The following is a 26,451-nucleotide window of genomic DNA, read 5'->3' as shown; positions in this document are numbered from 1 at the left end:
CCGGGGTGTAACAGTGGTGAGGTGCATGCGAAGCCGGGTGCCGGCGTCGTGCGTTAGATCTTTTCGCCCTTGGGGGCGGCAATGAAGAGGCTGACGATAAACGCCAAAGCGGTGATGGACACCGAAATCCACAGGGCTGCAGAATATCCTGCCGCGGTGCCTTGACCTGCGAAAGGCGCAACAACCACGACGCCGAGGCTTGCCCCGATGCCGAAGGACGCACCGTTAATACCGGGCAATGCCGCTGGCGCTTCCTTGGGCGAGAGCAGCACGGACAGTCCGTTGATGGCCGTGAGGAAGAAGCCGTTGTAGAAGATGCCCAAAGCGGCGATGGCGATGAGAACCGCGATCTGGTTGTGGGCGAAGAGGGCCGCGACGATTGCGCAGGCCAGGCTGGTGGCGGTGCCGACGCGGACGGTTTTGATCCAGCCGCGGCGATCGGCGATCCAGCCGGCCAGCGGTGCCGCAAAGACACCGATGAGCGCTGCCGGGGTGAGGAAGAGCAGGGCGGCAACGGACGCGGTCAAGCCGAAGCCGTTTTCCTTGTCCTGGCTCAGCAGCACCACGGTGAAGTTGATGATGGCGAAGATGCCCGCGAGCGTCAGCACAGTGGTGGCGATGACGGGCCACACCTGGCGTGAACGGAGGTGGTGAACTGCAACCAGCGGGGTTGAACGCTTCTTCTCGATGAGCCAGAAGGCTGTGAAGGATGCAATGCTGCCGGCCAGCAGGCCGAGCGCAGCAGGCGAGGTCCATCCTGCTGAAGAGCCCGTGGAGACGAAGTACGTGATGAACACCAGGAACACGGAGAGCGAACCTGCGCCCCACCAATCCATCCGGCCGGGAGCGACGGCGGACTTACCGCCCGGGACCACTTTGATGACGCATACGACGGCGATCGCGGCCAGCACCAGGACGGCGACAAAGATCGACTGGAAGCCGAGGGTCTCAGCCATCAGTCCGCCGAAGTACCCATCCACTCCGCCAACCCCGCCGTTGATGGCAGCGATGATGCCGATGGAGGTTCCAAAGAGCCGGGCGGGCAGGTATTCGTTCAGGACGATGTAGGAGAGCGCGAAGATGGCGCTCGAGACACCCTGCATGAAGCGGCCGGTGACCAGCAACGGCAGGGTGGGGGCGAAGATGCAGAGCACTGTTCCGGCTCCCATGATGGCCAGCACCAGCAGGAGTGCGTTGCGGCGGCCGATGAAGTCGCTCCAACGGCCGATCACGGGCCCGGAGATGGCGCCGGCGAGGAAGAACATCGACTGGACCTGGGCCACGGCTTCCGGTGTCTCGCCGAAGAAGGAGCCGATGTGTGGCAGTGCCGGGGTAATCATGCTGGCGTTGAGCTGGAAGGCCAGGACGGCGAGCACCAGCGTGGTGATCAGCAGCGCAGCGGCCTTGCCTTGGAAACGGCCTTCGTCCGTGGCAGCTGGTGTTTCTGTAGTCGCCGTAGATGCGGCTTGCGGGTCTACCGACTGCGTGCCTGTGGCGGTGGGGATGTTCACATCAAACTCCTTTGTCCGAGGGCGCTGGTCGGCGCCACGAGATGTGAGTTGTTATACAAGCATGTATTACGAGCTTGTGCAACCTATCACAGTCATCCGGTACAGTGTCCGTAACCCATCTCAAGTGAGGCACCCTTGACCGACAACGCCGTCCAGTTCCTGTCACGACCCATCGCCGCCCAGCCCGGGCAGCCGTTGCGCGTCGCGGCCTACTCCCGCATCGCCGAAGCAATCCGGACCAAGGTCCTGCCGCCAGGTTCACTGCTCCCCACGGAGACTGAGCTGGGCTCCATGATGGACGTCAGCCGCACCGTGATCCGGGAAGCGCTGATGTTGCTCGAAGAAGATGGCCTCACCCGGGCACGCCGTGGAGTGGGCCGCTTTGTTGCCGATTCGCTGCCCCGCATTGGCATTGAACACATCCGCCCGTTCGATCAGCTTCTGGGCGGACAGGACCAGGACATTCAGGTCAAACGGGTAGCTGCCATCAAGCAACCAGCGTCCGAATTCGTGGCGCCCGGAATTGGCGTCCAGCCCGACGAGGACGTGTGGTTCTGGGAAAGTGTGCTCATCCGGAACGGCGAACCCTTGGCACATCTCCAGGAGAACGTAGCCCAAGGAATCCCCGAAGCAGAGGCGTTGGCCGAAGCTGCCGAGGCTCCCACGCTTCCCGCGTCAACGCTCCTGGAAGTTCTCAGCGGACTGCCCGGCGCAACGCTTGGTCCCGGCGAATGCCAGATCAGCCTCAGCACCGCGGGTCCCAGCCGCGCAAAATTGCTGGGCCTCCGACCTTCCGATCCGGTCTTGGTCCTCACCCAATACGTCCGCCGAAACGGTGCCCCGTTCTACCTGGCCAAGTGCCTGGTAGCGGCCAAGGCCGGACACCTCTCCGTCATCCAGTCTTCCTGAAATCCCGCCTCAGCTAATCTCCAAAAAGGACCTCCCATGAGCACCACCCCTCAGTCTTCTGCGCCCAATTCCTCCCCCACCCTCACGGTGGTGGGCAGTATCAACCTCGATATCACCGCCACAGCCAGCCGCCTCCCCTCCCCCGGCGAAACTGTGGGCGGAGGCATCCTTCGCCAGCAACCCGGCGGCAAGGGCGCCAATCAGGCCGTCGCTGCAGCCCGGCTGGCAGGAAGGTCCCGCATGGTGGGGGCCGTGGGCCACGACGAAGCAGGCCTCAGCCTCATCACCGCAATGGCGGAGGCCGGCGTCGATGTCCAGGACATTGCCCGGGTGGACTCCGCCACGGGAACAGCCTTGGTGCTGGTGGACGGCGAAGGCGAGAATCAGATTGTGGTGTGCCCGGGAGCCAACGCTTCCGTGGACTTGGAGGGTGTCGCTTTCGGTGACGATGAGGCCGTCCTCTGCCAGCTGGAAGTGGACCAGAACGTCGTGCTGGAAGCCGCACGGAGAACACAAGGATTCTTCGCACTGAACGCGGCACCCGCCATGCCGATCATCCCCGAGTTGCTGGATCGCTGCGACCTGGTGATCGTGAATGAGACCGAATATGAGCTCATCCCAGCCTTGCGCGATGCTCCGTTGGTGGCCGTCACTTACGGTGGCGATGGCTCAGCAATCTTCGTCGACGGCGAACGGGTGGCCGAGGCGCCAGCCGTACGGGTCACCGAGATTGCCAACACCATTGGAGCCGGGGATGCCTTCTGCGCCGCCCTGGTCCTGGCACTCAAATCCGGGCTGGAGTACGGGCACGCGCTCGCGGTAGCCAACTCTGTGGGTGCCGACGCCGTTCGTGATGCATCATCCCAGCCCGCCCTGAAGTCGTTGGAGCACTACGTCGAGGCGACGCGATCCTCTCTTGCTGCACGATCGGCCGCCACCAAATAGTCCGCCCAGCGCTTCAAGGCGGTCTCGACGGGCGGGTAGTGCAATCCGCCCGCCTCCGCCAAGGCGACCGCGGGCATGGTGGGATAGCGGTCCTCCGAGAGGAAGGACAGCGTCTCCGGATCTGCGCCGGTGAGTTTGGGTGGAAGCCTCTTCAGCAGACCGCTGGGTATCTTCAGCCACGGCACCCGGACATTCAAGTGCTTTCCGAGCATCCTCAGCAGCTCCGGCAACGGCGGCGTGGCGTCATCGAGCACCCAGTAGGAGGCATTTTCCGCTTCGGGCCTGATGGGGACCAGCGCCATGAATGCAGCCAAATAGTCCGCCGCGACCACAGGAACGAACGTGCGGTCATTTCCGGGCAGCGCGGGCAGTTTCCCATGGAAGAGGTCCATGACACTGGCGGTGAGGCCCAGCAACTGACTGGATTCGCCGTTGACGGAATCTCCTATTACCGTGGCCGGATTGACCATGGTGAAGGGAACACCCAAGGAAAGCGCGGCCGCCTGCACGACGGCGTCGGACTCCACCTTGGATCCCTCATAAGCACCCAGGCGTTTATATTCCGCCGCACGGCGGGATTCATCCCATGGCACCTCGGCCGGATCCTGACCTCCCACCCGATAACCGGACAGATGCACCAACCTGGTCAGCGCCGGCAGCTTCGCCGCAAAGCGAACCACACGCTCGGCGCTGGTCACGTTCGCGGCATAGGCATCCGCGGCATTCATGCCAAAGGCGAAGGCGCCAGCCACGTTGTGAATTTCAGTCACGAACCGGAAATCGTCCGACGCCGGATCCAAGCCCAAGTCGCCCGCGCTGAAGTCCACAAGTACCTGCGTTGGCGTTCCGTTGGCGTCGTGACGTGACAGCCAGTCAGCCAGCCGGCGGAAGGATTCTTCGGTGCGCACCGCGGCTGTGACGGTCACCCCTTGGTGCAAAAGTTCCCGCACGAGCCACTTCCCGATGTGACCCGTGGCTCCGAACACCAAGGCATGGCGGACGCTCATGCGCCTGCTCCGCCGTGAACCGCCAGCAGCGTTTTGAGCGTGCCGGCAGCTGAGTCCAAGGGCTGGGTGGACTTGTGGGCACGGGAGAGAATAAGCGACCCCTCCACGAGGCAAATCAGGGACGTCGCCAAGGGCAGCGCCCGTCCCTCCTCAAGCCCGAGGGTAGACAGATAGCCGGACACTGCCTGGACCCACGCGTCATACACGCGGCTGCAGGCGTCCCGCAGCTGCTCGTTCTCAGAGCCTGCATCCAGGGCGACGGATGAAACTGGACACCCTGCCTGGTACTCACTGGCTTCCAGAATGTCTTTGAGTTCGGCAATGAGTGCGTCCACAACCTCTCCAGGCGACGAGGCCGAGGTGGTCGCCTCGCTGACCAGTTGGCTGAATTGATCGCCGGCCAACCCCACCGCTGCGACACCGAGGCTGGTCTTCCCTTCCGGAAAATGGAAGTAGAGCGAGCCTTTGGGGGCGCCCGACCGGGCCAGCACCGTATTGAGCCCCGTTCCGTGATAGCCGTGAAGCTGGATGAGGGAGAGCATGGAGTCGACCAAGCGCTGCCGGGTTGCGAGTCCTTTGGGGTATGTAGACATAGAAAAAATAATAGACCAGTCTATATATTTTCTGCCACTCTTCAAGCAGCTGAGCAAACTGCTACGATTGCTACGGAGGTCCATCATGACAACTATTCCGCACCGGGAACTGCGCAACCAGAGCAGCAAGATTCTGGAACGCGTCAAGAATGGCGAAGTCATAGACGTCACCAACAATGGCGAGGTGGCGGCCACCCTCATTCCACCGTCGGCTTCACCCTTTGAACGGTTGCTACAAGCTGGTAGCGTCCGGCCAGCCAGCGAATCTCCTGTGGACTTCACCATCCTGCCCCGCATCAGCAGCGACATGACTACAGCCGAGATCCTGGCCGATCTGCGCGGCGACCGGTGATCGTTTACGTTGACACTTCTGCCGTCATGAAGTTGGTGGTCAGTGAACGGGAATCAGCGGCGGCTGCAGCCTACCTGGTAGAGAAAGCCGCCTCCGGAGGGCACCTGGTCGCGTCCATGCTCCTCTACACGGAACTGCACTGCGCGGCTCGTCGCAGGAATTTGCCCTTCGAAACGGTCAATGCCGTACTCGCCGGAATCAACCTTGTGGACGTAACCCGCTCAGACCTCATGTACGCGGCGGCACTTCCGAGGCAGCTGCGAAGTGCGGATGCCATTCACCTGGCAACAGCCATTCGACTACAAACCGACAGCATGGTCGCTTACGATCACGAATTACTTCTGGCCGCCACCGAATCAGGGATAACCACCGCATCGCCCGGGGCTTAGCAGCGGCTTAGGCGCTAATCGATAATCCGGAAGTCGTCGAACTCCCCAGTGGCCTCTGATACCTCGAAGTCAACGCTCTCCACACGGCCAGGCGCACGTGCAGATTTCAGCCAGCCCAGCAGGTGGTCGACGTCCGCCGCTGATCCTTCGGCCACTAATTGCACTGAGCCGTCGTGATCGTTTCGGACTGTGCCGGCCGCCTGGAGTTCTTCCGCTTTGCGGGCTGTCCAGTAGCGGAACCCCACGCCTTGGACCACACCGGTGATGCGGGCTGTGAGGCGCACGGTTTCGTCAGTCATGGATCCACCTTAACCAAACCTGCCCTCGTCCGCCCTACTCCCCGGTCAACGGGAGGTGAGGCGAACAAGGGCAAGGTTCGTGACTGGAAAAGGGACTAGCCGATCACAATGTCCCGCGTCGCATGGCTGTACGTGATGGTGACCGGTCCGCCGTCGTGGTTCAACTCGTGGTTCGCGCCGTCACGGGCTCCAAACGCACCATAGTTCTCGTCCCACGAACGGTTCAGTGCGATCTTGTAGGTGTAGAAACCGGCGGGCAGTTCAGCTGTCAACGTCCACACCTGGACGATGGGATTGAACTCCATCTGGGCCTCGTCATACTGCGGCGCCCAATCCTCGGCTGCTCCAAGGATCTTGTTGAAGTCACCGGCAATCGCCACGGCGTCGGGCTGCGGGAGGGTCTCGACGGCGGAGGCCGCCGCTGCTTTCGCCGGCGCCTTACGGGTGGGGGCCTTCTTTGCGACAGCCTTGGCCTTCGGTGCGGAGACCTTGGCAGCGGCAACCTTCGGCTCCGCAACATCTGCGGCCGCCTTCTTGGGTGCGGCTGTTTTCTTCGGCGCAGCTGCCTTCTTGGCCGCAGCTGCTTTCTTGGCCTGGGCCTTCACGGGCGGGGCCGTCGGAACGGCGACGTCGGCAGGAACCGGAGTTCCGGCGTCGAGCGCTGCACCAAAGGCCTCCGCATCCGGGAAGCCGACCGTCGCACGCAGGCCGTCCTCCGGGATGGTCCAGCCCGAACGGCCCTTGACCAGCCAGCCAGCCTTGACCAGCTTGGCCGAAGCCGACGTCAGGGTCTTGTGGCCGCGGGGAATGCCGCCACTGAGCAGTTCAGCCTCGTGGTCATTGAAAGGTACTCGAACGATCGATTCGGCCAGCACCTCGCCGGCGTTCATCGTTGCCCCGGACCATACGCTTTCAGCAAGGATGTCCAGGACGGCCTTCAAACGAAGGTTGGTGTTCTCGGCGGTATTCGCGCCCATGCTTCTCCTTCAACGGTGGATACTCCCTAGAAGTTTGCCAATGAATTGTTAATTCCCGCGACTGCAGAAGGTAAACACCGTGTGTCGTGACTGAGTGTGACATGCCTGACCCCGCAAGTGATGTGCAGGTCTCGGCTGCCGTGCTCTAAGCGGTTGCGACGGATGCCTTGACCCACTCGGCGACCTCGTCCAACAACACCGCTTTACGGGCGTCGCTGGCGAAGGAGGACCGGATGGAGTTGGCTGCCAGGGTGGCCTGCTCCGGAACTGAGAACTCCAGTACCTTCACCAGTTGCTCGAAGTTCTCATCCACGTAGCCGCCAAAGTACGCGGGGTCATCCGAATTCACTGAAACGTTCAGGCCGATCGCCAGCATTTCGGGCAAAGGATGGTCAGCGAGCTTATCCACTGCGCGGAGCCTGACGTTGGACAGGGGGCAAACCGTGAGGGGAACCTGTTCAGCGACGAGCCGCTGCACTACGTCCGTGTCCTCCATGCACCGGATGCCGTGATCGATCCGTTCAACGTGAAGCACATCCAAAGCTTCAGTGATGTAGGAGGCCGGGCCTTCCTCGCCCGCATGCGCGATCCGTCGCAAGCCCGCCTCGCCGGCGCGCTGGTACAGTCGCTCAAATTTCGACGGCGGATTGCCCACCTCTGCGGAGTCCAGGCCGATGCCTGCGATCGGAGCATGCATCGCCTGGAGCTGGCCCAGAACTTCAAGGGCCGAATCCTCGGACATGTCGCGCAGGAACGCCGCGATGAGGAGGGTGGTGACGCCGAAGTCTTCCTCGGAGGTAGCCAAGGCGTTGGCCACGCCGTTGACGCAGGTTTCCAAAGCCACTCCCCGGGAAGTGTGCGCCTGGGGGTCCATCATGATTTCCGCGTGGCGCACTCCCCCGGCGGCGGCCCGCTTCAGATAGGCACGCGTCATGTCAGTGAAATCCTGCTCGGTCCGCAGGACGGCCATATTGGCGTAGTAGAGGTCCAGGAAAGATTGCAGGTCAGTGAACTCGTACTTTTCCCGGAGTTCCTCAATGTCTTGGTACGGCAGTTCAATGCCGTTTCGTTCGGCCAGGGCAAAGATCAGCTCTGGCTGGAGAGTCCCTTCGATGTGCAGGTGCAGTTCGGCAACCGGAGGCGCCGTGGGGGTAATTTTCTCGCCAAAAGTTTCCACCCGACAACTCTAGGCCCCAACACCTGCACGTGTCCCGGAGCACTCAACTTGGTTCTCACGCCCGGCACCCTCAAACTGAAAGGATGCAGACTTTCCTCCCTTTCGCCGATTTCCGTGAGAGTGCCGCGGCGCTCGACACTTCAAGGCTCGGCAAACAGCGCGTCGAAGCACTCCAGGTCCTCCGCGCGTTGGTCATCCCGGAGTACGGTTGGCAGTCCCACCCCGCCGTCCGCATGTGGATGGGCCACGTCCCGGCGCTCACCATGTACGGCATCGCCATGGCAGATGAGTGGATGAAACGAGGCCACCCGGACAACACCCGCGACAACATCGCGGAGTTCGCGCCGCAGGCTGCACACCCGGATTATGCCTCCAGGATCATCATGCCGCCATGGCTCGGACACGAGGACCTGCACCTCAGCCACCGGTCCAAGCTGATCACCAAGGACCCCAAGCACTACTCCCAGATCTTCCCCGGCACTGAGGAAAAGCTCGAGTACGTGTGGCCGGAACCCAAGCACGAGTTCCACCCTGAAGACCCGGAAGAGGATCGCCTGCTGATCCTGCGTTCGGCTGTGGAAGACCTCCGCCCGGAGCAGCTCACCACCGTCGCCATGCCGCCGCACGGAAAGGCCCGCGCCGCAGCCCCCTCGGACCCCGACGAATACCAGTTCGTGTACGCCGAGGAGAAGTCCCGCCGCCAGGTGAAGGGCCCCAAGAAGCGGCCCATCAAGCAACAGGAGAAGAAGCCCACGCGCAAGCGTCAAGCCCAGGAGCAGGCGTTCAACACCCTGCCCGGCAAGACCGAGCTCGCGGTGCCCTTTGACGGTGGCCAGATCTTCGCCGTCGGACTGATTCAGGGCCGCCCCATCACTATTGATGGCCGCTTTGCCCGCAACTTCGAGGTCACCCACGTGATCAAGCGCACCGACTTCGACTATCCGGCACTGCTTCAGGATCCCCGGGTCTTCTTCCCGGTTCCGGCGCCCACGCAGTAGCGGTACCTTTCACCAACATACGACGGCGGCAGCCGGGTTCCGTATTTACCGAACCCGGCTGCCGCCGTCGTTGTCTGTTCTGTGAGACGGTAAGGGCACGCACCTACCCGGGGAGGGCCATGGATTTCCAGCACATCATCGAAGAAGTCGGCCGGTACATGGACGCCGCGGGAGTGGCTGTCATGGTGATCGGGGCCCTGGTTTCCCTACCGATGGCTCTCCGGGGATACCAACCGAAACGTGCCCGCGGCCTCTCCCCTTTCTCCCCTTACCGCTCCTACCGGCAGCTGCTGGGGCGGTCCATCCTGCTGGGCCTCGAGCTCCTGGTGGCCGCTGACATCATCCGCACTGTGGCGGTCACCCCGACGTTTGAAAGCGTTGGCGTGCTGGCGATCATCGTGCTGATCCGGACGTTCCTCAGCTTCTCCCTGGAACTCGAAATCACTGGCCGCTGGCCGTGGCAGAAGGAAGCTCCGAAGCAGGAGTAACCAGGATGGGAGCGTTCAACGATTCCGATTCCCTCAGCCATCCTGGCAGCATGCTCTCAACAGTCTTGGCCAGGTCCTCAGCGGTCTCTGTGGGGTCCTGAAGCCAGTCCAACAGCAGCGACAGGATCCCGCCCACCAGGAAGATTGCGGCCCGGTTGGCCTGGAGCCCAAGGGGTTTGGTGTCCACGGCGCTGATGGCTTGAGCCAGGTGGGCAACAAGTGTGCCGTGGAGTTCAAAGAGCGCCGGCGTCTGCGTGTCAGGGACCAGCACCGCAAGGCACAGCACTCTGTGATGACCAAGGTGTCCGAAGAATTCCGCGAAGCCCACGCGCGTTGTCCCCCCTTCACTTGGCCTGCCGGTCTCTGCGTCCGAGGACGGTTTGAACTCGTCGAGCAGTTCCCTGAAAGCCGCAACACCCACGTTCTCCGCGCCGGAAAAGTGGTTGTAGAACGAACTCCGGCTCACGCCGGCTTCCTGCGCGAGGGATGACACTGTGGGCGCGGATTCACCGCGCTCAAGTTGCCTTTCGAACGCGTCCAGCAGCAGTTGCCGCGTCCGCACGGCCCGCGGATCAGCCGCATTGCCCTCGCGCATGAACACCGCGGGAGGCGTGCCAGTGAGGCCCATGCCTACTCCCCCTTAATCCTCGTTGGATCTATCGTACAGTTGCCCAACAAGTGCATCTATCGTACAGTTGTCCAACAAGGCCCCGGACGTCGGATTCCGGGCGGAGTCGCGATGAAGGGACCCACCATGTCAGCCATGAACAGATTCGATCCGGAGATCGTGGCACTCTTTGAGGCGGCGGCAGCAACAGCCACCGCCGAGCCGGCAATGACTGCCCCTGAACGTGGCGACGTCAGAGGACTCAGGGAAATGATCAATAACGGGCTGGGCGTCATCCCACGACCACCCGCCACGAACGTGGAGGTTACGTCCTATACCGCTGAGACGTCCGACGGCTCCAGCCTTGAACTCCGCTGGTACACCTGCCGGGACGATGACGCCACGGGCCGGCCGGCGGTGGTCTACTTCCACGGTGGCGGTCGTATAGCAGGCAAGGTGGAGCACTACGACGGCGTCGTCCAGCATTACGTCGCAGAAACGGGCACGCCCATGCTCCAGGTGGAGTACCGGCTGGCCCCGGAGCACCCGGGAAGCGCCGCCCAGGAAGATGGCCTTGCCGCCATCACATGGTTGGTGGACAACGCCAGGGAGCTTCGAGTGGATGCTGACCGCATCGGTGTCATGGGCGATAGCGGAGGCGGTGGTGTTGCCGCTGGTACTGCCATCCTGGCAAGGGACCACGACATCCACGTTGCCAAACAGATCCTCATCTATCCCATGTTGGATGACCGCAACACACGGCCGGATCCCCATTTGGAGGGCCTGGTCACCTGGACTCACGAGACCAACTGGACCGGATGGCACGCCGTACTCGGCGACACCATCGGGACTGAGGGCGTTTCGCCTGTTGCCGCGCCCGGCCGCCTGACAAACTTCAGTGGTCTGCCGAGTGCGTACATCGAGGTGGGCGATCTTGATATTTTCAGGGACGAATCAATGGCCTTTGCACAAGGTTTGTTCGCTGCCGGGGTCCCATGCGAACTGCACATCAACGCCGGGGTCATTCACGGCCACGATCTCATGAGCTTTGAACTCGGAGCGAGTCTGCGCAGTCATGCCGCGCGATGCCGGGCCATCAAAACGCTGTAGCCCGGCCCTCGGTGTAGAGCGACCCAGGGGGTAGCGCGGCCCGGGGGCCGCTACGATCGAATCCATGACGCAGCCGTGGACACCGGACCTTCTTGGCGAAGGCTTTGAGCAGCAAACGCTAGAGCTCGACGGCGGTGCTCTCGCCACCTTGGTGCGGTACGTCGGCGGCGGCGAGCCGTGGCTGGATATTCCGGACGGTGCGGGAATCGATGCCGATGTCCTCTATGTACACGGCTGGTCCGACTACTTCTTCCAACGCCATCTGGCCCAGTTCTGGCACCGAACCGGGGCGCGCTTCTACGCCTTGGATCTACACAACTACGGGCGCAGCCTTCGTCCCGGGCTGGTTCCGGGTTTCGTCACCAACCTGTACGCTTACGACGCCGACATCGCAGCGGCCCTGTCAGCCATGGGCCGCACCGGCGTTCAAGGCCAGGGTTTTCCTGGCGAAGACCGTCCACTTATTCTCCTGGGCCACTCAACTGGTGGACTCACCCTGAGCCTGTGGGCTGCCCGCCACCCCGGCGTGGCTTCGGCCCTCGTCCTCAACAGCCCCTGGCTGGAATTCCAGGCGACCGAGCTCGGCAGACGTGCGATCGCCCCGCTGGTGGGACTCCGCGCCAAACTCCACCCGTTGACGCCCCTACCTCCAGTGGATCCAGGCATCTACACCCGGGCTGTCTCGGCACACCTTGACGGCGAATGGGACTACAACCTGGAATGGCGTCCTGACCGGGGTTTCCCCATCACGCCAGCATTCCTCGACGCCGTGTTCCGCGGCCAAGCCACCGTGGCAGCCGGTTTGGGCATCGACGTTCCGGTACTCGTGTTGCTCTCGGACAAGAGCTACCTCCAACCAAAATGGTCAGCCGACGCCCTCACTGCCGACGTCGCGCTGAACGTCGACGCCGTGGCTCACCGCTCCTTGTCCCTCGCGGACACCGTCACTGTGAGCCGGCTGCCGAACGCGCTCCACGACATCTTCCTGTCACCTGAAGCCATTCGGCGCGAGGCTTTCGCCCGCATCGGCCGCTGGCTTCCCACGGCCCTGCAGCCCTCGGATGCAGAGGTGTGGGAAGCCAGGACCGCCGGCTTATAGGAGTTACTTACCGAGGCCGGCCCGGCGCAGAGCTTCAGCCATGGCGGTGTTGGCGGGAGCGGCCGGAGCTTGCTGGGGCTTGCCCTGCTGTGGCCGGCCTTGGTTTCCCTGCTGCGACCGGCCTTGGTTTCCACGCCGATCACCGTCACGCGGACCACCCGTGCGTTGGCCACCGCCGCGCTGACCCTGCTGCCCGCCCGAGTCCCGGCCACCAGAGTCCCGGCCACCTGCAGCACGCCCACCCGAGGTGCGTCCGCCAGCGGTGCCGGGTTCGTCGTCGAGCCTCAATGTCAGCGAGATGCGCTTGCGCTCAGGGTCGGCTTCAAGGACCTTGACCCGGACCACTTGGCCGGACTTCACGATTTCGCGGGGATCCGAAACGAACTTGTTGGACAGTGCCGAGACGTGAACCAGTCCGTCCTGGTGCACTCCGACGTCAACGAACGCACCAAAAGCGGCAACGTTGGTCACGGTGCCTTCCAGGATCATGCCGGGCTTGAGGTCGGAGATCTTCTCGATGCCTTCAGAGAAAGAGGCCGCCTTGAACGCAGGACGGGGATCGCGTCCGGGCTTCTCCAGCTCGGACATGATGTCCTTGACCGTGGGCAGGCCGAACGTGCCATCGACGAAAGCCTGCGCATCCAAAGCAGTGGCAGGACCGCCACCGGCCGCGACGAGAATCTTCCGGGCCACAGAATACGCTTCCGGGTGCACACTTGAGGCGTCCAGTGGCTCCGCTCCCCCGGTGATCCGGAGGAAGCCGGCGCACTGCTCGAAGGCCTTGGCACCCAGCCGCGGCACCTTCTTGAGGTCGCTGCGCTTCGCAAACGGCCCATTCTCGTTCCGGTAGGCCACGATGTTTTCGCTGAGCAGCGGCCCAACACCAGCCACGCGGCTGAGCAGCGCCGGTGATGCAGTGTTCACATCCACGCCCACGGCGTTCACGCAGTCTTCCACCACGGCATCCAGCGAGCGGTCCAGCTTCGCTGCGGTGACGTCGTGCTGGTACTGACCCACACCGATGGACTTCGGTTCGATCTTGACCAGTTCCGCCAGTGGATCCTGAAGGCGGCGGGCAATGGACACAGCCCCACGCAGCGAAACATCCATGCCCGGAAGTTCGGACGCCGCCAGGGCAGAGGCCGAATACACGGAGGCCCCGGCCTCGGATACCACCAGCTTCTGAATCCCCTTGGAGCCGGCAGCTTCTAGGGACTTGATAAGCTCCGTGGCCAGCTTGTCCGTCTCGCGGGACGCCGTTCCGTTGCCGATCGCCACGAGTTCCACGTTGTACTGCTTGGCCAGCCGATCGAGCGTGGCCAAGGCCTCGTCCCACTTTTTGGCGGGGGCGTGCGGGTAGATGGTGTCCGTGGTGACAACCTTGCCCGTCCCGTCCACCACTGCCACCTTCACGCCCGTGCGCAGCCCTGGGTCGAGCCCAAGCGTGGCCCGGTTGCCGGCCGGAGCGGCCAACAGGACGTCGCGCAGATTGGCCGCGAAGACGCGCACAGCTTCGTCTTCCGCGTCAGCAAACATGCGCCCGCGAAGGTCCGTGGTGAGGCGATCCAAGATGCGGCCCCGCCAGGCGAGCTGGGCAGTTTGCGTCAGCCACGCGTCCGCCGGGCGGCCCTGGTTGGCAACCCCAAGGCACTTGGCCACAGCGTTCTCGTACTTACCGCGCGCGGCGGCCAGGGCGTCGTCGTCGGCCGGGTCAGCTTCGGCGAGATCCAATTCAAGGACGCCGTCCTTTTCGCCGCGCAGCAAAGCAAGCACGCGGTGCGACGGCATGCCGGAAGGCACCTGAGTGAACTCGAAGTAGTCCTTGAACTTCTGCCCCTCAGACTCCATGCCCTTCTTGACCCGCGAAACCATGCTCCCCTGCTTCCAGAGCCGTTCGCGCAGATCCTCGGCCAAATCGGCATCCTGCCCGACGCGCTCCACAAGGATGGCGCGTGCCCCTGCGAGCGCCGTGGTGGGATCGTCGATGGAGTGCTCGGCGTTCAGGTACTTGGCGGCTTCGGTTGCGGGGTCCAGTTGCGGGTTGGCAAGAAGGACGTCGGCCAGGGGTTCCAGCCCGGCTTCGCGGGCGATCTGCGCCTTGGTGCGGCGCTTGGATTTGAAGGGAAGGTAAATGTCTTCCAGCCGTGCCTTGGTCTCAGCCCCGACGACGGCGGCTTCCAGTTCCGGGGTCAGCTTCCCTTGGGCGGCGATCGCCTCCAGGACGGATGCGCGTCGCTCCTCCAGCTCACGCAGGTATCTGAGCCGTTCCTCAAGATCGCGGAGCTGGGTGTCATCGAGCGTCCCGGTGACTTCCTTACGGTAGCGGGCGATGAAGGGCACAGTGGATCCGGCGTCGAGCAGTTCCACTGCGGCCTTGACCTGCCAGGCCTTGACGCCGAGTTCGGCGGCGATCTGAGCGTGGATGGCAGAGTCAGCTGACTGGTGTTGGAGATTTGAAGTCACCATGACAGTTTGCCTCACGTGGCCGACAGTTTCAGAAGGCAGGTATCGGGAAGGCCTATCCCGGGGGCTCCGTTAGTGCTGTAGTTGGACCATGCAGGAACTGCTCATCATCCTTCAGGACGGGTTCGTTTCCGATGACGTGACCGTGACCGTCAACGGCAAGGAGGCCGTGTCCGAACGGGATGTATCCACTCAGACGCTGTTGGGGATGGCCGATGAACTAACAGTGGAACTGCCGGCGAAGGGCGCCACAGTGGGCGTCGAGGTCAGCAGCCGAAAACTTAGCGCCACGAAGAAGCTCGCGGGGAAACCCAAGAGCTTGCTCGTCTCGATCCAAGACGGCGAACTCGTGCTGCGTGAAGGAACGGGCCGCGAGGCGTTCCTTTAAGGGATGCCTCGCGGCGGCTGGACTGGTTGCCGGATTCCAGGCCTCAGTGGGCCATGTGCTCCTTGGCGGAGATGTGTTCCACCATTTCGCCGAGGCGCTCTTCTGCGTAGTGGTTGCGGGCAATATCGCCCTGGCTGATGATGCCCACCAGTTTGTGGCCGCTGATGACGGGAAGGCGGCGCACTTGATGTTCCTCCATCATGGTGACGGCCTCGTCAACGTTGGCATCTGCGTCCACCCAATAGGGTTTGCCGGTGGCCAACTCACTGGCGCGGACTTCGCGTGCATCCTTGCCTTCGGCCAAACACTTGACCACGATGTCGCGGTCGGTTATGAAGCCGGTGAGCTTGCCGTCGTGTCCGCAGATAGGGAGTGAACCGCAGTCCAGGTCCCTCATCAGCCTGGCGGCGTCCTGAAGAGTTTTGTCCTCTTCGATGCACTGGGCGTTGGTTGTCATGAATTCACGTACGACACTCATGGGTCCTCCTTCATCGATTGGGATCATCGACGAGGGGCCTCTCGGCACCGACGCCGATGATGCCAGCCTACGCTCGGAGGGTGACCGTGGCTAGGCGATTGCAGGCCCTTTCGAGCGGCCATTTCACGGCTGCTCTTCGGCGATGTCTTCAGCCCACAATTCGGGGTGTTCCTCTTGGAAAGTGCGCATCATGTCCACGCACCGGGGGTCATCCAGAACTACTACCTCCACGCCACGCGAACGCAGGAGATCGAACTCGCCCGGGAAGGTTTCGGCCTCGCCCACCACCACCCGTGGGATTTTGAATTGGATGATGGTTCCCGTGCACATCGCGCACGGTGCCAAGGTGGTGTAGAGGATGGTGTCACGGTACGTCTTCTGGCGTCCGGCTGCCCTGAGCGCGGACATCTCACCGTGTGCGATCGGGTCGCCGTGCTGGACACGTTCGTTGTGGCCGCTGGCAATAACTTTCCCACCGCGGGCCAGTGCGGATCCGATGGGGATTCCGCCCTCGCTGAGGCTCTTTTGTGCAGCTTGGTAGGCGGCTTCGAACGCGGGGTCTGGGGCTGTTTCTGTCATGGGTGCAGTCTAAAGTGGCCGGAAGCTATTTTGACGGACGCTATTTTGTCAGGCGCTATTTTGCCGGAGCCTATTTTGTCAGGGCCCGCTGATAGCTTGGCTGCAAGGGTTTATTGACGGCACGGAAAGGTAGGTGGCTCGCGGTGTTCTTTCTCGAGCCCGGGATGGCGGGCGCACCTCAGGATCTGGTGTTCTCGGCCAGCGACCTGGTTATTGCCGCCACCTGCGAGTACCAGTTGCTCAGGAAACTTGACGAAAAACTCGGCCGCACGCCCAAGCCTGACTTCGCAACGGATGCCATGTTGGAGCGCACCGCCAAACTGGGAGACGATCACGAGCATCGGGTTCTTGAGGAGTTCGTGGCTGAGTTCGGGATGTGGGATCCGGCTTCCGGGAAAGGCGTTTACGACGTCGTTCCCGCCACTGTGATGGACCGCGCCACTCTTTCGGCCAAGCATGCGGAATCCATCGACGCCTTGCGTTCCGGGGCGGACGTCGTCTTCCAAGCAGCCTTCTTCGATGGTCAATTCCATGGCCGCTCAGATTTCCTGGTGAAGCGCCCCGGCGGTCAGTACGCGGTCTTCGATACCAAGCTCGCACGGCATGCCAAGGTCACGGCTCTCCTGCAACTGGCGGCCTATGGAGACCAACTCATCCAGGCAGGGATCACACCGGACCCTACCGTCACCCTGGTGTTGGGTAACCGTGTCCACAGCGACCACCCGCTCGCCCAGATCCTCCCCGTCTTCAAAGAACGCCGCGAACGCTTCCTCGGCATGACACAAGCGCACGTTGCGGGTAGCGGGCCGGTGGAATGGGGTGACTCCCGATATTCCGCCTGTGGCCGCTGTGATTACTGCGCTGAGCAAGTCCAACTGCACCGGGATCTCCTCATGGTGGCGGGCATGCGGATCAGCCGCCGCAAGAAGCTGATCGAGTCTGGTGTCACAACCATTGACGCTCTGGCAGCCCTTCCGGAAGCGGGTGATCCCACGTTGCTGCGGCTCCGGGAGCAGGCCCGGTTACAGACCGGCGCGGGCACACCGGATGGCACAGTCAAGTACACGGACAAGTCCGGAGAAGCCAAAGCCATCAGCTACAACGTTCTGCCGGACAACACCTTGGGCAGGCTGCCCGCTCCCGATCCGGGCGACATCTTCTTCGACTTCGAAGGCGATCCCCTCTGGCAGGACCCCATCACGGAAAAGTGGGGGCTGGAGTACCTGTTCGGAGTCATTGAGAACCCTGTGGAACCCGGCGCCCCGCCCATTTTCCGGCCATTTTGGGCGCACTCACGGGCTGAAGAGGGCAAGGCGTTTGTCGACTTCCTCGAGTACGTAGCCGAGCGGCGCCAGAAGTACCCCGGTATGCACATTTACCACTACGCCGCGTACGAGAAGACAGCCCTGCGCAACCTGTCCCTGACGCATGTGGTGGGCGAAACCGCCGTCGACGACCTCCTGCGCCAGGGTGTCCTGGTGGACCTCTACGACACCATCCGGCACAGCATCCGGATCTCTGAGAACTCCTACAGCATCAAGAAGCTTGAGCCTCTCTATATGGGGCAGCACCTTCGCTCAGGTGATGTGACCGACGCCGGCGCCTCTGTTGTTGCCTACGCCGACTACTGCACGGCCCGGGACAACGGGAACCCGGGAGAAGCAGCCGCGATCCTCGAAGGCATCCGTGACTACAACGAGTACGACTGCCTGTCCACGCTGGAACTTCGCAACTGGCTGCTTGCCCGTGCTGCGGAGCGCTCCATCCAGCCGGGCGGTGAAGCGGAACCTGCTCTTGCAACAGACACGGAACCGGAGAAGTACCAGGCGGCACCGGAAGAAAGCGCACTGTTCGACTACCTTGCGGATCTGTCCGAGGAGGAAAAGAGCACCTCGGATTCACGCGCCGTGGGCATTGTGGCCGCCGGGGTGGGATATCACCGCCGCGAGGACAAGCAACACTGGTGGGGGCACTTCGACCGCCTGGAAAAGCCGACATCGCAATGGCCTGACGAGCGCGACCTCTTCATCGTCAACCATGCTGAACTGCTTCAGGACTGGGCCAAACCCACCCCCCGGAGCAACCCGGTGAGGATCGTGAAGCTCTTCGGCCGGTCCGGGGACGGAGCAGGACTGGAACCGGGCAAGAAGTACTTCCGCATGTACGGCTCTCCCCTGCCGAAATCGCTGCAGGAGAAAGAGTCCACTGTGCTTGGCCGTGCAGGCTGGAACAGTACCCTGGTCACAGGGGTGGGAGACGAGGACGACTTCGAAACGGTCACCATCGCAGAGGGCCTCCGCAAGGACTCCACGGCGTTCAGCCAATGGCCCATGGCCTTGACTCCGGATCCACCCATTGCCACGAACGGCCAACGCGCAGCCCTCGCTGCGCTGGCCACCAAGCTCAAGGGCGCACTTCCGGAGTGGCCGCAGGACCCCGCGCTGGATCTGGTGCGAAGGAGGCCCCCGAAGCTTCGCAGCCTTGCAGCCCTCCCTCCCGTGGAGCCGGGGCCTGATGGGTACATCGACGCCATCACCGCAGCCATCACTGACTTGGACCACTCCTATCTGGCTGTGCAAGGCCCTCCAGGGAGCGGAAAGACCCACGTGGGCGCCCACGTGTTGGCCCGGCTTGTGGCTGCAGGCTGGAAGGTGGGTGTGGTGGCCCAGTCCCATGCCGTAGTGGAGAACATGCTCTGTGCCGCCGTGGACAAGGCCGGAGTGGATCCCCGGCGGGTGGCCAAGGAAGTCAAACACGATGACCCCGTGCCCTGGACCCAGTGTGCCAAAGGGGACGTGGAAGAACTCTTGTCCAAGCCGGGCGGGACCCTCATTGGTGGCACAGCCTGGACCATGGTGGGCAGTTCGGTTCCGGCGGGATCTCTGGATCTCCTGGTCATTGACGAGGCGGGGCAGTTCTCGCTGGCCAACACCATGGCAGTGAGCCGCGCAGCCAAACGCCTTCTGCTGCTGGGCGATCCACAACAGTTGCCTCAGGTCACCCAAGGCAAGCACCCTGAGCCCGTGGACGAATCGGCTCTGGGCTGGCTGTCGGATGGATACAACACCTTGCCGCCGGAGCTGGGCTACTTCCTGGCATTGTCGTGGCGCATGCATCCAGAACTCTGCAGCGCCGTGTCGGAACTCTCCTACGACAACCGGCTTGAATCGGCATCCGCAGCGAAGGAACGCCATTTGGAAGGTGCCGCACCTGGTATCTCCTGCGTTTATGTTCCACATACTGGCAACTCCACGTCCTCAGCCGAGGAAGCAGCGGAGGTGGTCCGGCAGGTCCAGGCCCACCTCGGCCTGACATGGCTCGACCCCTCCACGTCAGCCGCATCCCGGTCCGCCGAAACACAGACGGCCGAAGGCCGGCCCTTGGAGGAAACAGACATCTTGGTGGTGGCCGCGTACAACGCCCAAGTCCAGTTGATCAAGCACCATCTCCGGGGCGCAGGATTGAGCAAGGTCCGGGTGGGAACAGTGGATAAGTTCCAAGGCCAGGAAGCCCCGGTGGTCATCGTTTCCATGGCCGCGTCGGCAGCGGGAGAAGTCCCCCGCGGCATGGAGTTCCTGCTCTCCCGGAACCGGATCAACGTGGCGGTGTCGCGCGGCCAGTGGCGTGCCGTCGTCGTGCGTTCGCCCGAGCTGACCAACTACTTGCCGACGCATCCCGAGGGTCTGGAGAATCTTGGCGGGTTCGTGGCCCTCTGCCAGCGGAGTTTTTGTACAGCTAATGCCCTTTAGAAGGCGTTTTAAGGGCATCTGCTGTACAAAAACTCAGGGCTTCGTCCAGGACCTTGCCGAAGTTGCTGGCGTCGTGGGCAAAGCGACCGAGGAAAAGCCCGGACACCCCGTCCAGCTGCGGCAACAGTCCTGGCTTCGCCGAGCCGCCATAAATGATCGGAATCCCTGCAAGGCCGTGCTGGGCCAGCACCGAACGCAGGGCACCTACCACCTTCGAAACATATTCCGCCGAGGCAGGCTCGGGAGCCCCGATCGCCCACACCGGCTCATAAGCAATGATCAAGGTGGAGGCAAGGGACCAGTCGCCTGACACTGCTGCCTTGATCTGCCCGTAAACCGCGTCCGCCGCTGCCGCCGGGCCTCCCGCGTGGTCCAGGATCTCTGACTCCCCCACGCACAGCAGTGGCGTCAGCCCGGCGTCGACGGCGGCGCTGACCTTGAGCGCGATCATCGCCTCATCCTCGGCGAAGTACCGCCGACGTTCAGCGTGGCCGATCTCCACCAGGCCAACCCCAAGCTCTGTAAGCATCGACGGAGAAACTTCCCCCGTCCACGGACCATCAGACCAGCCACAGTTCTGGGCGCCAAGAACCAACGGCGTACCCGCCATCAAGCGCGCCGCCTCGGGCAGCACTGGAAACGACGGGATCACAAACGGGACCACCCGCCCGGCCGCGAGGGCCGGACGGGCATCCACTTCGGCCACCAGCTGCTCCAACCACGCCAGGGACTGCGCGTAGCCCATGTACATCTTGGTGCTGACGCCTACCAACGTAGTGTCCAGCGCCGTATGAGGGCCGGTCAGAGCAACTGGAAGCGTCACGGTCTACTTCTCCAACAATTCGTCGGCTTTGTTGCTGAAGCGCTTGGTACCGAACATCAACAGCGCCGCGACGAACGGCAGGACACCCAGGGCGTAGACGCCCATGGTGCCGGTGTCCGAGGCGGTGACCTGGTTGACCGTGGTGCGCAGGATCGGGGCGACGAAGCCGCCCAGGTTTCCGAGGGAGTTGATCAGCCCGATGCCCGCAGCCGCGGCGGTTCCGGTGAGGAACGCCGTCGGATATGACCAGCAAATGGGGCCGGCAGAGAGGAAGCTGCACACCGCGAGGGTAATGAAGATGATGCCCAGGGCGGGCATCTGGTTGGCACCGGCCCAGGCGGAACCGAAGATGCACAGGCCCGTGGAGATGAATAGAGCCGTTCCCCAGCGGCGACGACGCGCCACCGTGTTGGCCGCCTTTCCGATGAAGTAGCAGGCAAAGATGCCGAAGAACCACGGGATGGCCGCAAGAAGTCCGACGGCGATACCCACCTTCTGGCCGGTCAGCTGCGCCACCTGCTGCGGAAGGTAGAAGGTTACGCCGTATACCGCTACTTGCAGGCAGAAGTAGATGACGGTGAAGTACCAGACTCGGCCGTTACGCATGGACGCCAAGACACCACGTGGTCCGGTTTCTTCCTTGACCGTGTCTTCGAGCGCCATGACGTCAGAGAGTGCCCGTTTCTCCTCCTTAGTCAGGAACTTGGCATCCTGGGGGCTGTTGATGAGGAAGAAGTAGGCGGCAATACCGGCCAGGACGGCGAGCATGCCTTCAACGAAGAACATGACCTGCCAGCCTGCGACACCCGGAACCTGGTCACCGATGTTGATGAGCCAGCCGGACAGGGGTGCACCCATCATCTGGGAGAACGGCTGGGCCAGGTAGAAGATGGCGAACATCTTCACACGGACCTTGTTGGGGAACCACGCCGCCAGGAACATGATCACGCCGGGGAACAGGCCCGCTTCGGTCACACCCAGCAGGAACCGCAGGATGATGAACGACGTCTCGCCCTGCACGAACGCGAAGCACGCTGACACGATGCCCCAGGTGATGGCGATGCGGGCGAGCCATACCTTGGCGCCGAATTTGGTCAGCAGCAAGTTGCTGGGGATCTCGAACAGGGCGTAGCCGATGAAGAAGATACCGGCGCCCAAGGCGTAGGCTCCGGCAGTGATTCCCTTGTCCACCTCCAGCGCAGCTTCGGCGAAGCCAACGTTGGTGCGGTCCAGGAAGGCCACCACGTACAGGATGACGAGCATTGGCATAAGCCGCCGCGACGCTTTGGAAATCGCCGATTTCAAGACCGGCGTATCCAGCAACTCCTTCGTGGAATTGGTGGAAACAGACATTGAAACTCCTCTTTGAGTGACAGGAAATGACTAAAGCAGCGCGATCAGCGCGGGAAGAAGATGAGCACCATGCCCACTGCGCAGGCAAGGATGCCCACGGCAAGGTAGATCTTGCGTTCTCTTGTCCAGGTCTTCATGGCGAGGCGCCTAGTGCATGTACAGTCCGCCATCCACATTCAGCGTCTGGCCGGAGATGTATCCGGAGTCCTCGCTGATGAGGAAGGCGATGGCTGCCGCAATGTCCCGGGTGGAGCCCACACGGTTCACCACGAGGTCCTTAGTCAGCTCATCCTTGCGTTCCTGGCTCAGTGTGCCGCCCATGATGTCGGTATCGATGGGGCCGGGAGAGATGGCGTTGACCGTGATGTCGTACTCGCCGAGCTCACGGGCAGTTGCGCGGGTCAGGCCGATGACGCCTGCCTTGGCCACGGAGTAGGGAGTCTTGGAGAACGTGCCACCGCCGCGCTGTGCGGAAACGGAGGAGATGTTCACGATGCGGCCGATCCGGTTCTTGACCATGGACTCGGCCACGCGACGGGTGGCGTAGTGGACACCATTGAGGTTGATGTTCAAGACCCGGTCCCACTCTGCTGATTCCAGTTCCAGATAGCCGACGGGCGAGCTGACTCCGGCAACGTTGGCCAGTGCGACGATCTGCGGGAGTTCATTCTCGAGCTCGTCGATGGCGGCGCGGACCTCGGCTTCGCTGGCGACGTTGGCGCCAACGCCGTGGGCCTGCACGCCGTATTCCGCGGCGATTTCCTTGGCTGCGATCTTGCAGGCGGCGTCATCAAGATCGATGATGCCGATGTTCCAGCCTTGGGCGGCCAGGTAGTTGACGGTGGCGCGGCCGATGCCTCGTTCGGATACAGCGCCAGTGACGATTGCGGTGCGTTCTACGGGGAAAGTCATGTGTTTCTCCTGTAAAGAGTTAGTTGATGGGGGCCGGGCCGAGCTCTTCAATGAGCTTCTGCATGGCGACGTAGGCCTTGTTGCGGTAGGCGATGAGTTCCGGGGTGCGCTCGGCGGGGACGTTGAGGAACCCGGCGCCGGTCTTGGTGCCGAGCTTGCCCGCCTCCACCAGGTCGGAAAGGATCTTCGGCGTCGCGAAACGTTCCGGGAAGCCCGTCTGCAGCGACTTGTAGCAGAAGTTGTAGACGTCCAAGCCAGCCATGTCCGCGATGGCGAACGGACCAAAGAAGGGCAAGCGGAAGCCGAACGTGGTACGCACCAAGGTGTCGACGTCGTCCGCTGTTGCGATGCCCTGTTCCACCAGCTGCGCTGCCTCGTGGAACAGCGCGTACTGCAGGCGGTTCAGGACGAATCCGGTGACGTCCTTGACGACGGCGGTCTGCTTGCCGGCTGCGTGCACCAGCTCGCGCGACGCGGCCACAGTTGCGGCAGAGGTTCCAGCGTGAGGGATGATCTCGACGCCGGGAATGAACGGCGACGGGTTGGAGAAGTGCACACCCAGGAACCGCTCCGGATTGGTCACGGCTTCGGCCAGGGAAGCGATGGAAATGGTGGACGTGTTGGAACCGATCACGGCATCCGGGCGGGCTGCTGCGCTGATCCGGGCCAAGGACTGATGCTTGATTTCAAGGACCTCGGGAACGCACTCCTCGATGAAGTCCGCATCCGACACTGCTTCTTCGATGTCCTTGGCAGCCCACAGGTTCTGCTTGAGGATTTCGGTTGATCCCTCCGGGAACAGGCCATCGGCGATGAACTGGTCCGACTCCACCAGCAAACGGTCGAAGTTCTTTTGCGCTACCTCTGCGGAAACATCGGCAAGCGCAACACGCGCACCGCCGAGCGCCAGCACCTGGGCGATGCCGCCGCCCATGTAGCCGGAGCCGACGACGGCGATCTTCCGGGCTGCGTTGCTTGCGGTGGCTTCGGTTGCTTCAGGATTGGTCATGATCAGACTGCCTTCGTGTAGTCGGGCTCGTACGAGCAGATGGCGTCCACCTTCGCGGCGGAGGATGAGGTTTGGTCGAAGGTGTGGCCGAGCCACTCCCCTACGAGCTTTTTGGCCAGTTCCAAGCCAATCACCCGCTGGCCCAGCGTCAGTACCTGGGCGTTATTGCTGAGTACCGAACGTTCCACGGAGTAGCTGTCGTGGGCTGTCACGGCCCGGATTCCGGGGACCTTATTGGCCGCAATGGCCACTCCGAGCCCAGTGCCGCAGATCAACAGGGCCCGGTCCGCTTCGCCTTCAGCGACTTTGCGGGCGGCGTCCACGGCGACGTGCGGGTAGGCGGTGGAATCGTTGAAGCCAACCCCGACGTCCGTCACGGACGCAACGCGAGGGTCCGCTTCCAGCAAGGCAAGGAGCGCCTGCTTGTACTCGACACCGGCTTCATCATTGCCGACGACGATGCGCCAGCCTTGGTTGCTGCTCATGCTTGTGCTCCGTTTCCAGCCGCTGCCGCTGACGACGCGGTGGCCAGTTGTGAATCAATGAAGTGGGAAATCCTTGTGGCGATCAAGCCAAAGGACACTGCGCCGGGATCAGGGTGGCCAATGCTCTTTTCCGCGAGGGGACGTGCTCGGCCCTTGAGCGGCCGTAGTTCAGCTGTCTTCGCGGCCGCGGACTCTGCTGCCGCGGCGGCAACTGCCAGGGCCCTGTCCACGGGAGTCCCGCCGTCGAGCTCTGTGAGGAAGGTGTCCCGGAACGGCAGGAGTGCATCCACCATGGTTTTGTCTCCGGGATCGGCTTTGCCGAGATCGGTGATGGCGCGCACGAAGGCTTCGACTGCTGCGGCCGCGTCCTCCGAGGTGTAGGTACCGCGGTTGCCCAGCGACAGACCGGCCGCGATAACAGCGGAGCCCCACAGTGCGCCCGAGGTCCCGCCGGCCCGCTCACTCCACGCTTCCCCGGCTGCGGTCAGGATGTTCGCAACAGAAGAACCGGCGGCGGACTCGCTTGCTGCGACTGCCGCGTCCACGCCGCGCCGCATGCCGATGCCGTGGTCGCCGTCGCCGGCGATCGCGTCCAGCTTGCCGAGTTCCTCTTCATGCTCGACGACGACGTCGCGCACCTGGGCGAGGATGGCCACGGCCTGCCGCCCGAGTTCAGCGGCGGCCGGGGTGGGCTGTTCGACGTCGGCGGCTTCGGCGTCGTCTGCTGTTGCCTCGGCCCGGGCCGCGCGAGGCGACATGCTGCCTTTGCGGAAGGCCGGAGTATCGGCAGGCGCCGCCCAATACTTCTCGAGTTCCTCGTCCAGCCACAGCAGCGTCAATGAGAGTCCGGACATGTCCAGGCTGGTCACCAGCTCGCCGCATTCCGGCTCCACCACCGTGATCCCGGCAGCGGTGAGCAGCTTCTCGATCCTGCCGAAGAGCAGGAACAGTTCGTCGTACTTCACCGTGCCAAGGCCGTTGACGATTGCGACCACACGGTCACCGGCGTCTTCTGGCTTGTCATTGAGCAGTTTGGTGACCAGGAGCTCCGCAAGCTCGGAGGCCGTGGGCATGGGGTGCTCGGAGATGCCGGGCTCCCCATGGATCCCGAGCCCGAGCGACATCTGCCCGGCCGGCACATGGAACAGTGGGTCCTTGGCACCCGGGAGCGTGCAACCATTAAAGGCCACACCGAGCGACCGCGTCCGGTAGTTGGTCTTGATGGCCAGACGCTCGACGTCGTCAAGGTTCAGTCCCGCTTCTGCGGCGGCCCCGGCAATCTTGAAAACGGTAAGGTCGCCCGCAATGCCGCGGCGCTTCTCCAGTTGCTCGATCGGCGCACTGGCAATGTCATCTGTGACCGTAACCGTGCGGGTTTCGATGCCCTCAGCATTGAGCCGCAGCTGTGCCTGGCCGAAGTGGAGGACGTCGCCGGCGTAGTTACCGTAACTGAGCAGGACTCCCCCGCCGGCGTTGGCCGCCTTCGCTACCCGGTAAACCTGACCGGCGGCAGGGGATGCAAACATGTTGCCGCAGGCGGAGCCGGTTGCCAGGCCTGGGCCAACCAGTCCGGCGAAGGCCGGGTAGTGTCCCGAGCCGCCGCCCACCACCAGGGCTACCTGACCGGCAGGAACTTCTGTGGAGCGCACCACGCCACCGTCAACGCGGGTAACGTAACCGCGGTTGGCGGCGACAAAACCGTCCAACGCGTCGTCGGCAAAGTCTGCCGGGTTGTCGAAAATTTGTGTCAT

At 63.0% G+C, this 26,451-nt stretch carries 26 protein-coding genes; 10 read left to right on the top strand and 16 right to left on the bottom strand.

The window, feature by feature from the left end; translation table 11 throughout:
- Nucleotides 1–53 precede the first annotated feature (53 nt).
- Nucleotides 54–1,511 (bottom strand): MFS transporter, encoded by a 1,458-nt coding sequence (locus tag CQ020_RS09645; RefSeq protein WP_105691644.1) that lies wholly within the window; start codon nt 1,509–1,511, stop codon nt 54–56.
- A gap of 135 nt (nt 1,512–1,646) precedes the next feature.
- Here CQ020_RS09645 and CQ020_RS09640 point away from each other — a divergent pair, with 135 nt between their 5' ends.
- Together CQ020_RS09640 and CQ020_RS09635 are read left to right on the top strand one after the other, a co-directional pair.
- Nucleotides 1,647–2,420 carry a GntR family transcriptional regulator gene (locus CQ020_RS09640; RefSeq protein ID WP_105691643.1) on the top strand — a complete coding sequence of 258 codons (774 nt, stop codon included), beginning with the start codon at nt 1,647–1,649 and terminating at the stop codon, nt 2,418–2,420.
- A 36-nt stretch (nt 2,421–2,456) separates the two neighbouring features.
- Entirely contained in the window at nt 2,457–3,365 is a 909-nt protein-coding gene (locus CQ020_RS09635; RefSeq protein ID WP_105691642.1) for a ribokinase, read from the top strand.
- On the opposite strand, the gene CQ020_RS09630 is transcribed toward CQ020_RS09635, so the two are convergent.
- Nucleotides 3,311–4,372, bottom strand: a complete 1,062-nt coding sequence (locus tag CQ020_RS09630) for an SDR family oxidoreductase (RefSeq protein WP_105691641.1) — start codon at nt 4,370–4,372, stop codon at nt 3,311–3,313. The two genes, CQ020_RS09635 and CQ020_RS09630, sit on opposite strands and share 55 nt — an antisense overlap.
- Entirely contained in the window at nt 4,369–4,965 is a 597-nt protein-coding gene (locus CQ020_RS09625; RefSeq protein ID WP_105691640.1) for a TetR/AcrR family transcriptional regulator, read from the bottom strand. The genes CQ020_RS09630 and CQ020_RS09625 overlap by 4 nt, the downstream gene beginning before the upstream one ends.
- Nucleotides 4,966–5,050: 85 nt before the next feature.
- Between CQ020_RS09625 and CQ020_RS09620 the strand changes: the two genes are divergently transcribed.
- A complete protein-coding gene (locus CQ020_RS09620) occupies nt 5,051–5,317 on the top strand; it encodes a type II toxin-antitoxin system Phd/YefM family antitoxin (protein ID WP_105691639.1) in 267 nt (88 codons plus the stop codon).
- Entirely contained in the window at nt 5,314–5,706 is a 393-nt protein-coding gene (locus CQ020_RS09615) for a type II toxin-antitoxin system VapC family toxin (protein ID WP_105691638.1), read from the top strand. The genes CQ020_RS09620 and CQ020_RS09615 overlap by 4 nt, the downstream gene beginning before the upstream one ends.
- 14 nt (nt 5,707–5,720) lie before the next feature.
- Here CQ020_RS09615 and CQ020_RS09610 read toward each other — a convergent pair whose 3' ends face one another.
- The 3 genes from CQ020_RS09610 to CQ020_RS09600 all read right to left on the bottom strand — a co-directional run bounded on the left by CQ020_RS09610 (nt 5,721) and on the right by CQ020_RS09600 (nt 8,159).
- Nucleotides 5,721–6,005 carry an acylphosphatase gene (locus tag CQ020_RS09610; protein WP_105691637.1) on the bottom strand — a complete coding sequence of 95 codons (285 nt, stop codon included), beginning with the start codon at nt 6,003–6,005 and terminating at the stop codon, nt 5,721–5,723.
- A gap of 95 nt (nt 6,006–6,100) precedes the next feature.
- On the bottom strand, nt 6,101–6,982 hold the full coding sequence (locus CQ020_RS09605) for a glycosidase (RefSeq protein ID WP_105691636.1): 882 nt from the start codon (nt 6,980–6,982) through the stop codon (nt 6,101–6,103).
- A 145-nt stretch (nt 6,983–7,127) separates the two neighbouring features.
- On the bottom strand, nt 7,128–8,159 hold the full coding sequence (locus tag CQ020_RS09600) for an adenosine deaminase (protein ID WP_105691635.1): 1,032 nt from the start codon (nt 8,157–8,159) through the stop codon (nt 7,128–7,130).
- 83 nt (nt 8,160–8,242) lie between these two features.
- On the opposite strand from CQ020_RS09600, the gene CQ020_RS09595 reads away from it, so the two are divergent.
- Nucleotides 8,243–9,157 carry an MSMEG_6728 family protein gene (locus tag CQ020_RS09595; protein WP_105691634.1) on the top strand — a complete coding sequence of 305 codons (915 nt, stop codon included), beginning with the start codon at nt 8,243–8,245 and terminating at the stop codon, nt 9,155–9,157.
- A gap of 119 nt (nt 9,158–9,276) precedes the next feature.
- Nucleotides 9,277–9,645 (top strand): DUF1622 domain-containing protein, encoded by a 369-nt coding sequence (locus CQ020_RS09590; protein ID WP_105691633.1) that lies wholly within the window; start codon nt 9,277–9,279, stop codon nt 9,643–9,645.
- Here CQ020_RS09590 and CQ020_RS09585 read toward each other — a convergent pair.
- A complete protein-coding gene (locus CQ020_RS09585) occupies nt 9,599–10,273 on the bottom strand; it encodes a TetR/AcrR family transcriptional regulator (protein ID WP_105691632.1) in 675 nt (224 codons plus the stop codon). The two genes, CQ020_RS09590 and CQ020_RS09585, sit on opposite strands and share 47 nt — an antisense overlap.
- A 126-nt stretch (nt 10,274–10,399) precedes the next feature.
- Between CQ020_RS09585 and CQ020_RS09580 the strand changes: the two genes are divergently transcribed.
- Together CQ020_RS09580 and CQ020_RS09575 are read left to right on the top strand one after the other, a co-directional pair.
- Nucleotides 10,400–11,362, top strand: a complete 963-nt coding sequence (locus CQ020_RS09580) for an alpha/beta hydrolase fold domain-containing protein (protein WP_219844499.1) — start codon at nt 10,400–10,402, stop codon at nt 11,360–11,362.
- Between the two features lie 64 nt (nt 11,363–11,426).
- The gene (locus tag CQ020_RS09575; protein ID WP_105691631.1) at nt 11,427–12,461 is read left to right on the top strand and encodes an alpha/beta hydrolase; all 1,035 of its coding nucleotides are present in this window, start codon (nt 11,427–11,429) and stop codon (nt 12,459–12,461) included.
- A 3-nt stretch (nt 12,462–12,464) separates the two neighbouring features.
- On the opposite strand, the gene CQ020_RS09570 is transcribed toward CQ020_RS09575, so the two are convergent.
- Nucleotides 12,465–14,927, bottom strand: a complete 2,463-nt coding sequence (locus CQ020_RS09570; protein WP_105691630.1) for a Tex family protein — start codon at nt 14,925–14,927, stop codon at nt 12,465–12,467.
- Between the two features lie 88 nt (nt 14,928–15,015).
- Between CQ020_RS09570 and CQ020_RS09565 the strand changes: the two genes are divergently transcribed.
- Nucleotides 15,016–15,312: a hypothetical protein gene (locus tag CQ020_RS09565; RefSeq protein WP_105691629.1), complete on the top strand. Its 297-nt coding sequence runs from the start codon at nt 15,016–15,018 to the stop codon at nt 15,310–15,312.
- Nucleotides 15,313–15,355: 43 nt separating this feature from the next.
- On the opposite strand, the gene CQ020_RS09560 is transcribed toward CQ020_RS09565, so the two are convergent.
- Both CQ020_RS09560 and CQ020_RS09555 read right to left on the bottom strand, forming a co-directional pair.
- Entirely contained in the window at nt 15,356–15,790 is a 435-nt protein-coding gene (locus tag CQ020_RS09560; protein ID WP_105691628.1) for a CBS domain-containing protein, read from the bottom strand.
- 123 nt (nt 15,791–15,913) lie between these two features.
- Nucleotides 15,914–16,369 carry a nucleoside deaminase gene (locus CQ020_RS09555; RefSeq protein WP_105691627.1) on the bottom strand — a complete coding sequence of 152 codons (456 nt, stop codon included), beginning with the start codon at nt 16,367–16,369 and terminating at the stop codon, nt 15,914–15,916.
- A 143-nt stretch (nt 16,370–16,512) separates the two neighbouring features.
- Between CQ020_RS09555 and CQ020_RS09550 the strand changes: the two genes are divergently transcribed.
- The gene (locus CQ020_RS09550) at nt 16,513–20,118 is read left to right on the top strand and encodes a bifunctional RecB family nuclease/DEAD/DEAH box helicase (protein WP_105691626.1); all 3,606 of its coding nucleotides are present in this window, start codon (nt 16,513–16,515) and stop codon (nt 20,116–20,118) included.
- Here the strand turns inward: CQ020_RS09550 and CQ020_RS09545 are convergent.
- The 6 genes from CQ020_RS09545 to dhaL all read right to left on the bottom strand — a co-directional run bounded on the left by CQ020_RS09545 (nt 20,105) and on the right by dhaL (nt 26,451).
- On the bottom strand, nt 20,105–20,941 hold the full coding sequence (locus CQ020_RS09545) for a triose-phosphate isomerase family protein (protein WP_258141806.1): 837 nt from the start codon (nt 20,939–20,941) through the stop codon (nt 20,105–20,107). The two genes, CQ020_RS09550 and CQ020_RS09545, sit on opposite strands and share 14 nt — an antisense overlap.
- A gap of 3 nt (nt 20,942–20,944) precedes the next feature.
- Nucleotides 20,945–22,294, bottom strand: coding sequence for an MFS transporter (locus CQ020_RS09540; protein WP_105691625.1), 1,350 nt, complete (start codon nt 22,292–22,294; stop codon nt 20,945–20,947).
- A gap of 147 nt (nt 22,295–22,441) precedes the next feature.
- Nucleotides 22,442–23,206: an SDR family NAD(P)-dependent oxidoreductase gene (locus CQ020_RS09535; protein WP_105691624.1), complete on the bottom strand. Its 765-nt coding sequence runs from the start codon at nt 23,204–23,206 to the stop codon at nt 22,442–22,444.
- 19 nt (nt 23,207–23,225) lie between these two features.
- Nucleotides 23,226–24,215, bottom strand: coding sequence for a 3-hydroxyacyl-CoA dehydrogenase family protein (locus tag CQ020_RS09530; RefSeq protein ID WP_105691623.1), 990 nt, complete (start codon nt 24,213–24,215; stop codon nt 23,226–23,228).
- Nucleotides 24,216–24,217: 2 nt separating this feature from the next.
- Entirely contained in the window at nt 24,218–24,700 is a 483-nt protein-coding gene (locus CQ020_RS09525; protein WP_105691622.1) for a ribose-5-phosphate isomerase, read from the bottom strand.
- Nucleotides 24,697–26,451 carry a dihydroxyacetone kinase subunit DhaL gene (gene dhaL, locus CQ020_RS09520; protein ID WP_105691621.1) on the bottom strand — a complete coding sequence of 585 codons (1,755 nt, stop codon included), beginning with the start codon at nt 26,449–26,451 and terminating at the stop codon, nt 24,697–24,699. The genes CQ020_RS09525 and dhaL overlap by 4 nt, the downstream gene beginning before the upstream one ends.

Origin of the sequence: Arthrobacter sp. MYb23 (assembly GCF_002979775.1) — a bacterium.
GTDB lineage: Bacteria > Actinomycetota > Actinomycetes > Actinomycetales > Micrococcaceae > Arthrobacter.
Note: the sequence above shows the minus strand (reverse complement) of the source record. Positions and strands in the feature narration are given on the sequence as shown.

What these genes read in the sequence shown, in the direction of transcription:
- CQ020_RS09630 (WP_105691641.1), bottom strand. Translation starts at nt 4,372, where the DNA reads ATGAGCGTCCGCCATGCCTTGGTGTTCGGAGCCACGGGTCACATCGGG.
- CQ020_RS09635 (WP_105691642.1), top strand. Translation starts at nt 2,457, where the DNA reads ATGAGCACCACCCCTCAGTCTTCTGCGCCCAATTCCTCCCCCACCCTC.
- CQ020_RS09525 (WP_105691622.1), bottom strand. Translation starts at nt 24,700, where the DNA reads ATGAGCAGCAACCAAGGCTGGCGCATCGTCGTCGGCAATGATGAAGCC.
- CQ020_RS09610 (WP_105691637.1), bottom strand. Translation starts at nt 6,005, where the DNA reads ATGACTGACGAAACCGTGCGCCTCACAGCCCGCATCACCGGTGTGGTC.
- CQ020_RS09590 (WP_105691633.1), top strand. Translation starts at nt 9,277, where the DNA reads ATGGATTTCCAGCACATCATCGAAGAAGTCGGCCGGTACATGGACGCC.
- CQ020_RS09620 (WP_105691639.1), top strand. Translation starts at nt 5,051, where the DNA reads ATGACAACTATTCCGCACCGGGAACTGCGCAACCAGAGCAGCAAGATT.
- CQ020_RS09575 (WP_105691631.1), top strand. Translation starts at nt 11,427, where the DNA reads ATGACGCAGCCGTGGACACCGGACCTTCTTGGCGAAGGCTTTGAGCAG.
- CQ020_RS09555 (WP_105691627.1), bottom strand. Translation starts at nt 16,369, where the DNA reads ATGACAGAAACAGCCCCAGACCCCGCGTTCGAAGCCGCCTACCAAGCT.
- CQ020_RS09530 (WP_105691623.1), bottom strand. Translation starts at nt 24,215, where the DNA reads ATGACCAATCCTGAAGCAACCGAAGCCACCGCAAGCAACGCAGCCCGG.
- CQ020_RS09565 (WP_105691629.1), top strand. Translation starts at nt 15,016, where the DNA reads ATGCAGGAACTGCTCATCATCCTTCAGGACGGGTTCGTTTCCGATGAC.
- CQ020_RS09585 (WP_105691632.1), bottom strand. Translation starts at nt 10,273, where the DNA reads ATGGGCCTCACTGGCACGCCTCCCGCGGTGTTCATGCGCGAGGGCAAT.
- CQ020_RS09595 (WP_105691634.1), top strand. Translation starts at nt 8,243, where the DNA reads ATGCAGACTTTCCTCCCTTTCGCCGATTTCCGTGAGAGTGCCGCGGCG.
- CQ020_RS09570 (WP_105691630.1), bottom strand. Translation starts at nt 14,927, where the DNA reads ATGGTGACTTCAAATCTCCAACACCAGTCAGCTGACTCTGCCATCCAC.
- CQ020_RS09605 (WP_105691636.1), bottom strand. Translation starts at nt 6,982, where the DNA reads ATGGGCGCGAATACCGCCGAGAACACCAACCTTCGTTTGAAGGCCGTC.
- CQ020_RS09625 (WP_105691640.1), bottom strand. Translation starts at nt 4,965, where the DNA reads ATGTCTACATACCCCAAAGGACTCGCAACCCGGCAGCGCTTGGTCGAC.
- dhaL (WP_105691621.1), bottom strand. Translation starts at nt 26,451, where the DNA reads ATGACACAAATTTTCGACAACCCGGCAGACTTTGCCGACGACGCGTTG.
- CQ020_RS09535 (WP_105691624.1), bottom strand. Translation starts at nt 23,206, where the DNA reads ATGACTTTCCCCGTAGAACGCACCGCAATCGTCACTGGCGCTGTATCC.
- CQ020_RS09580 (WP_219844499.1), top strand. Translation starts at nt 10,400, where the DNA reads ATGTCAGCCATGAACAGATTCGATCCGGAGATCGTGGCACTCTTTGAG.
- CQ020_RS09540 (WP_105691625.1), bottom strand. Translation starts at nt 22,294, where the DNA reads ATGTCTGTTTCCACCAATTCCACGAAGGAGTTGCTGGATACGCCGGTC.
- CQ020_RS09560 (WP_105691628.1), bottom strand. Translation starts at nt 15,790, where the DNA reads ATGAGTGTCGTACGTGAATTCATGACAACCAACGCCCAGTGCATCGAA.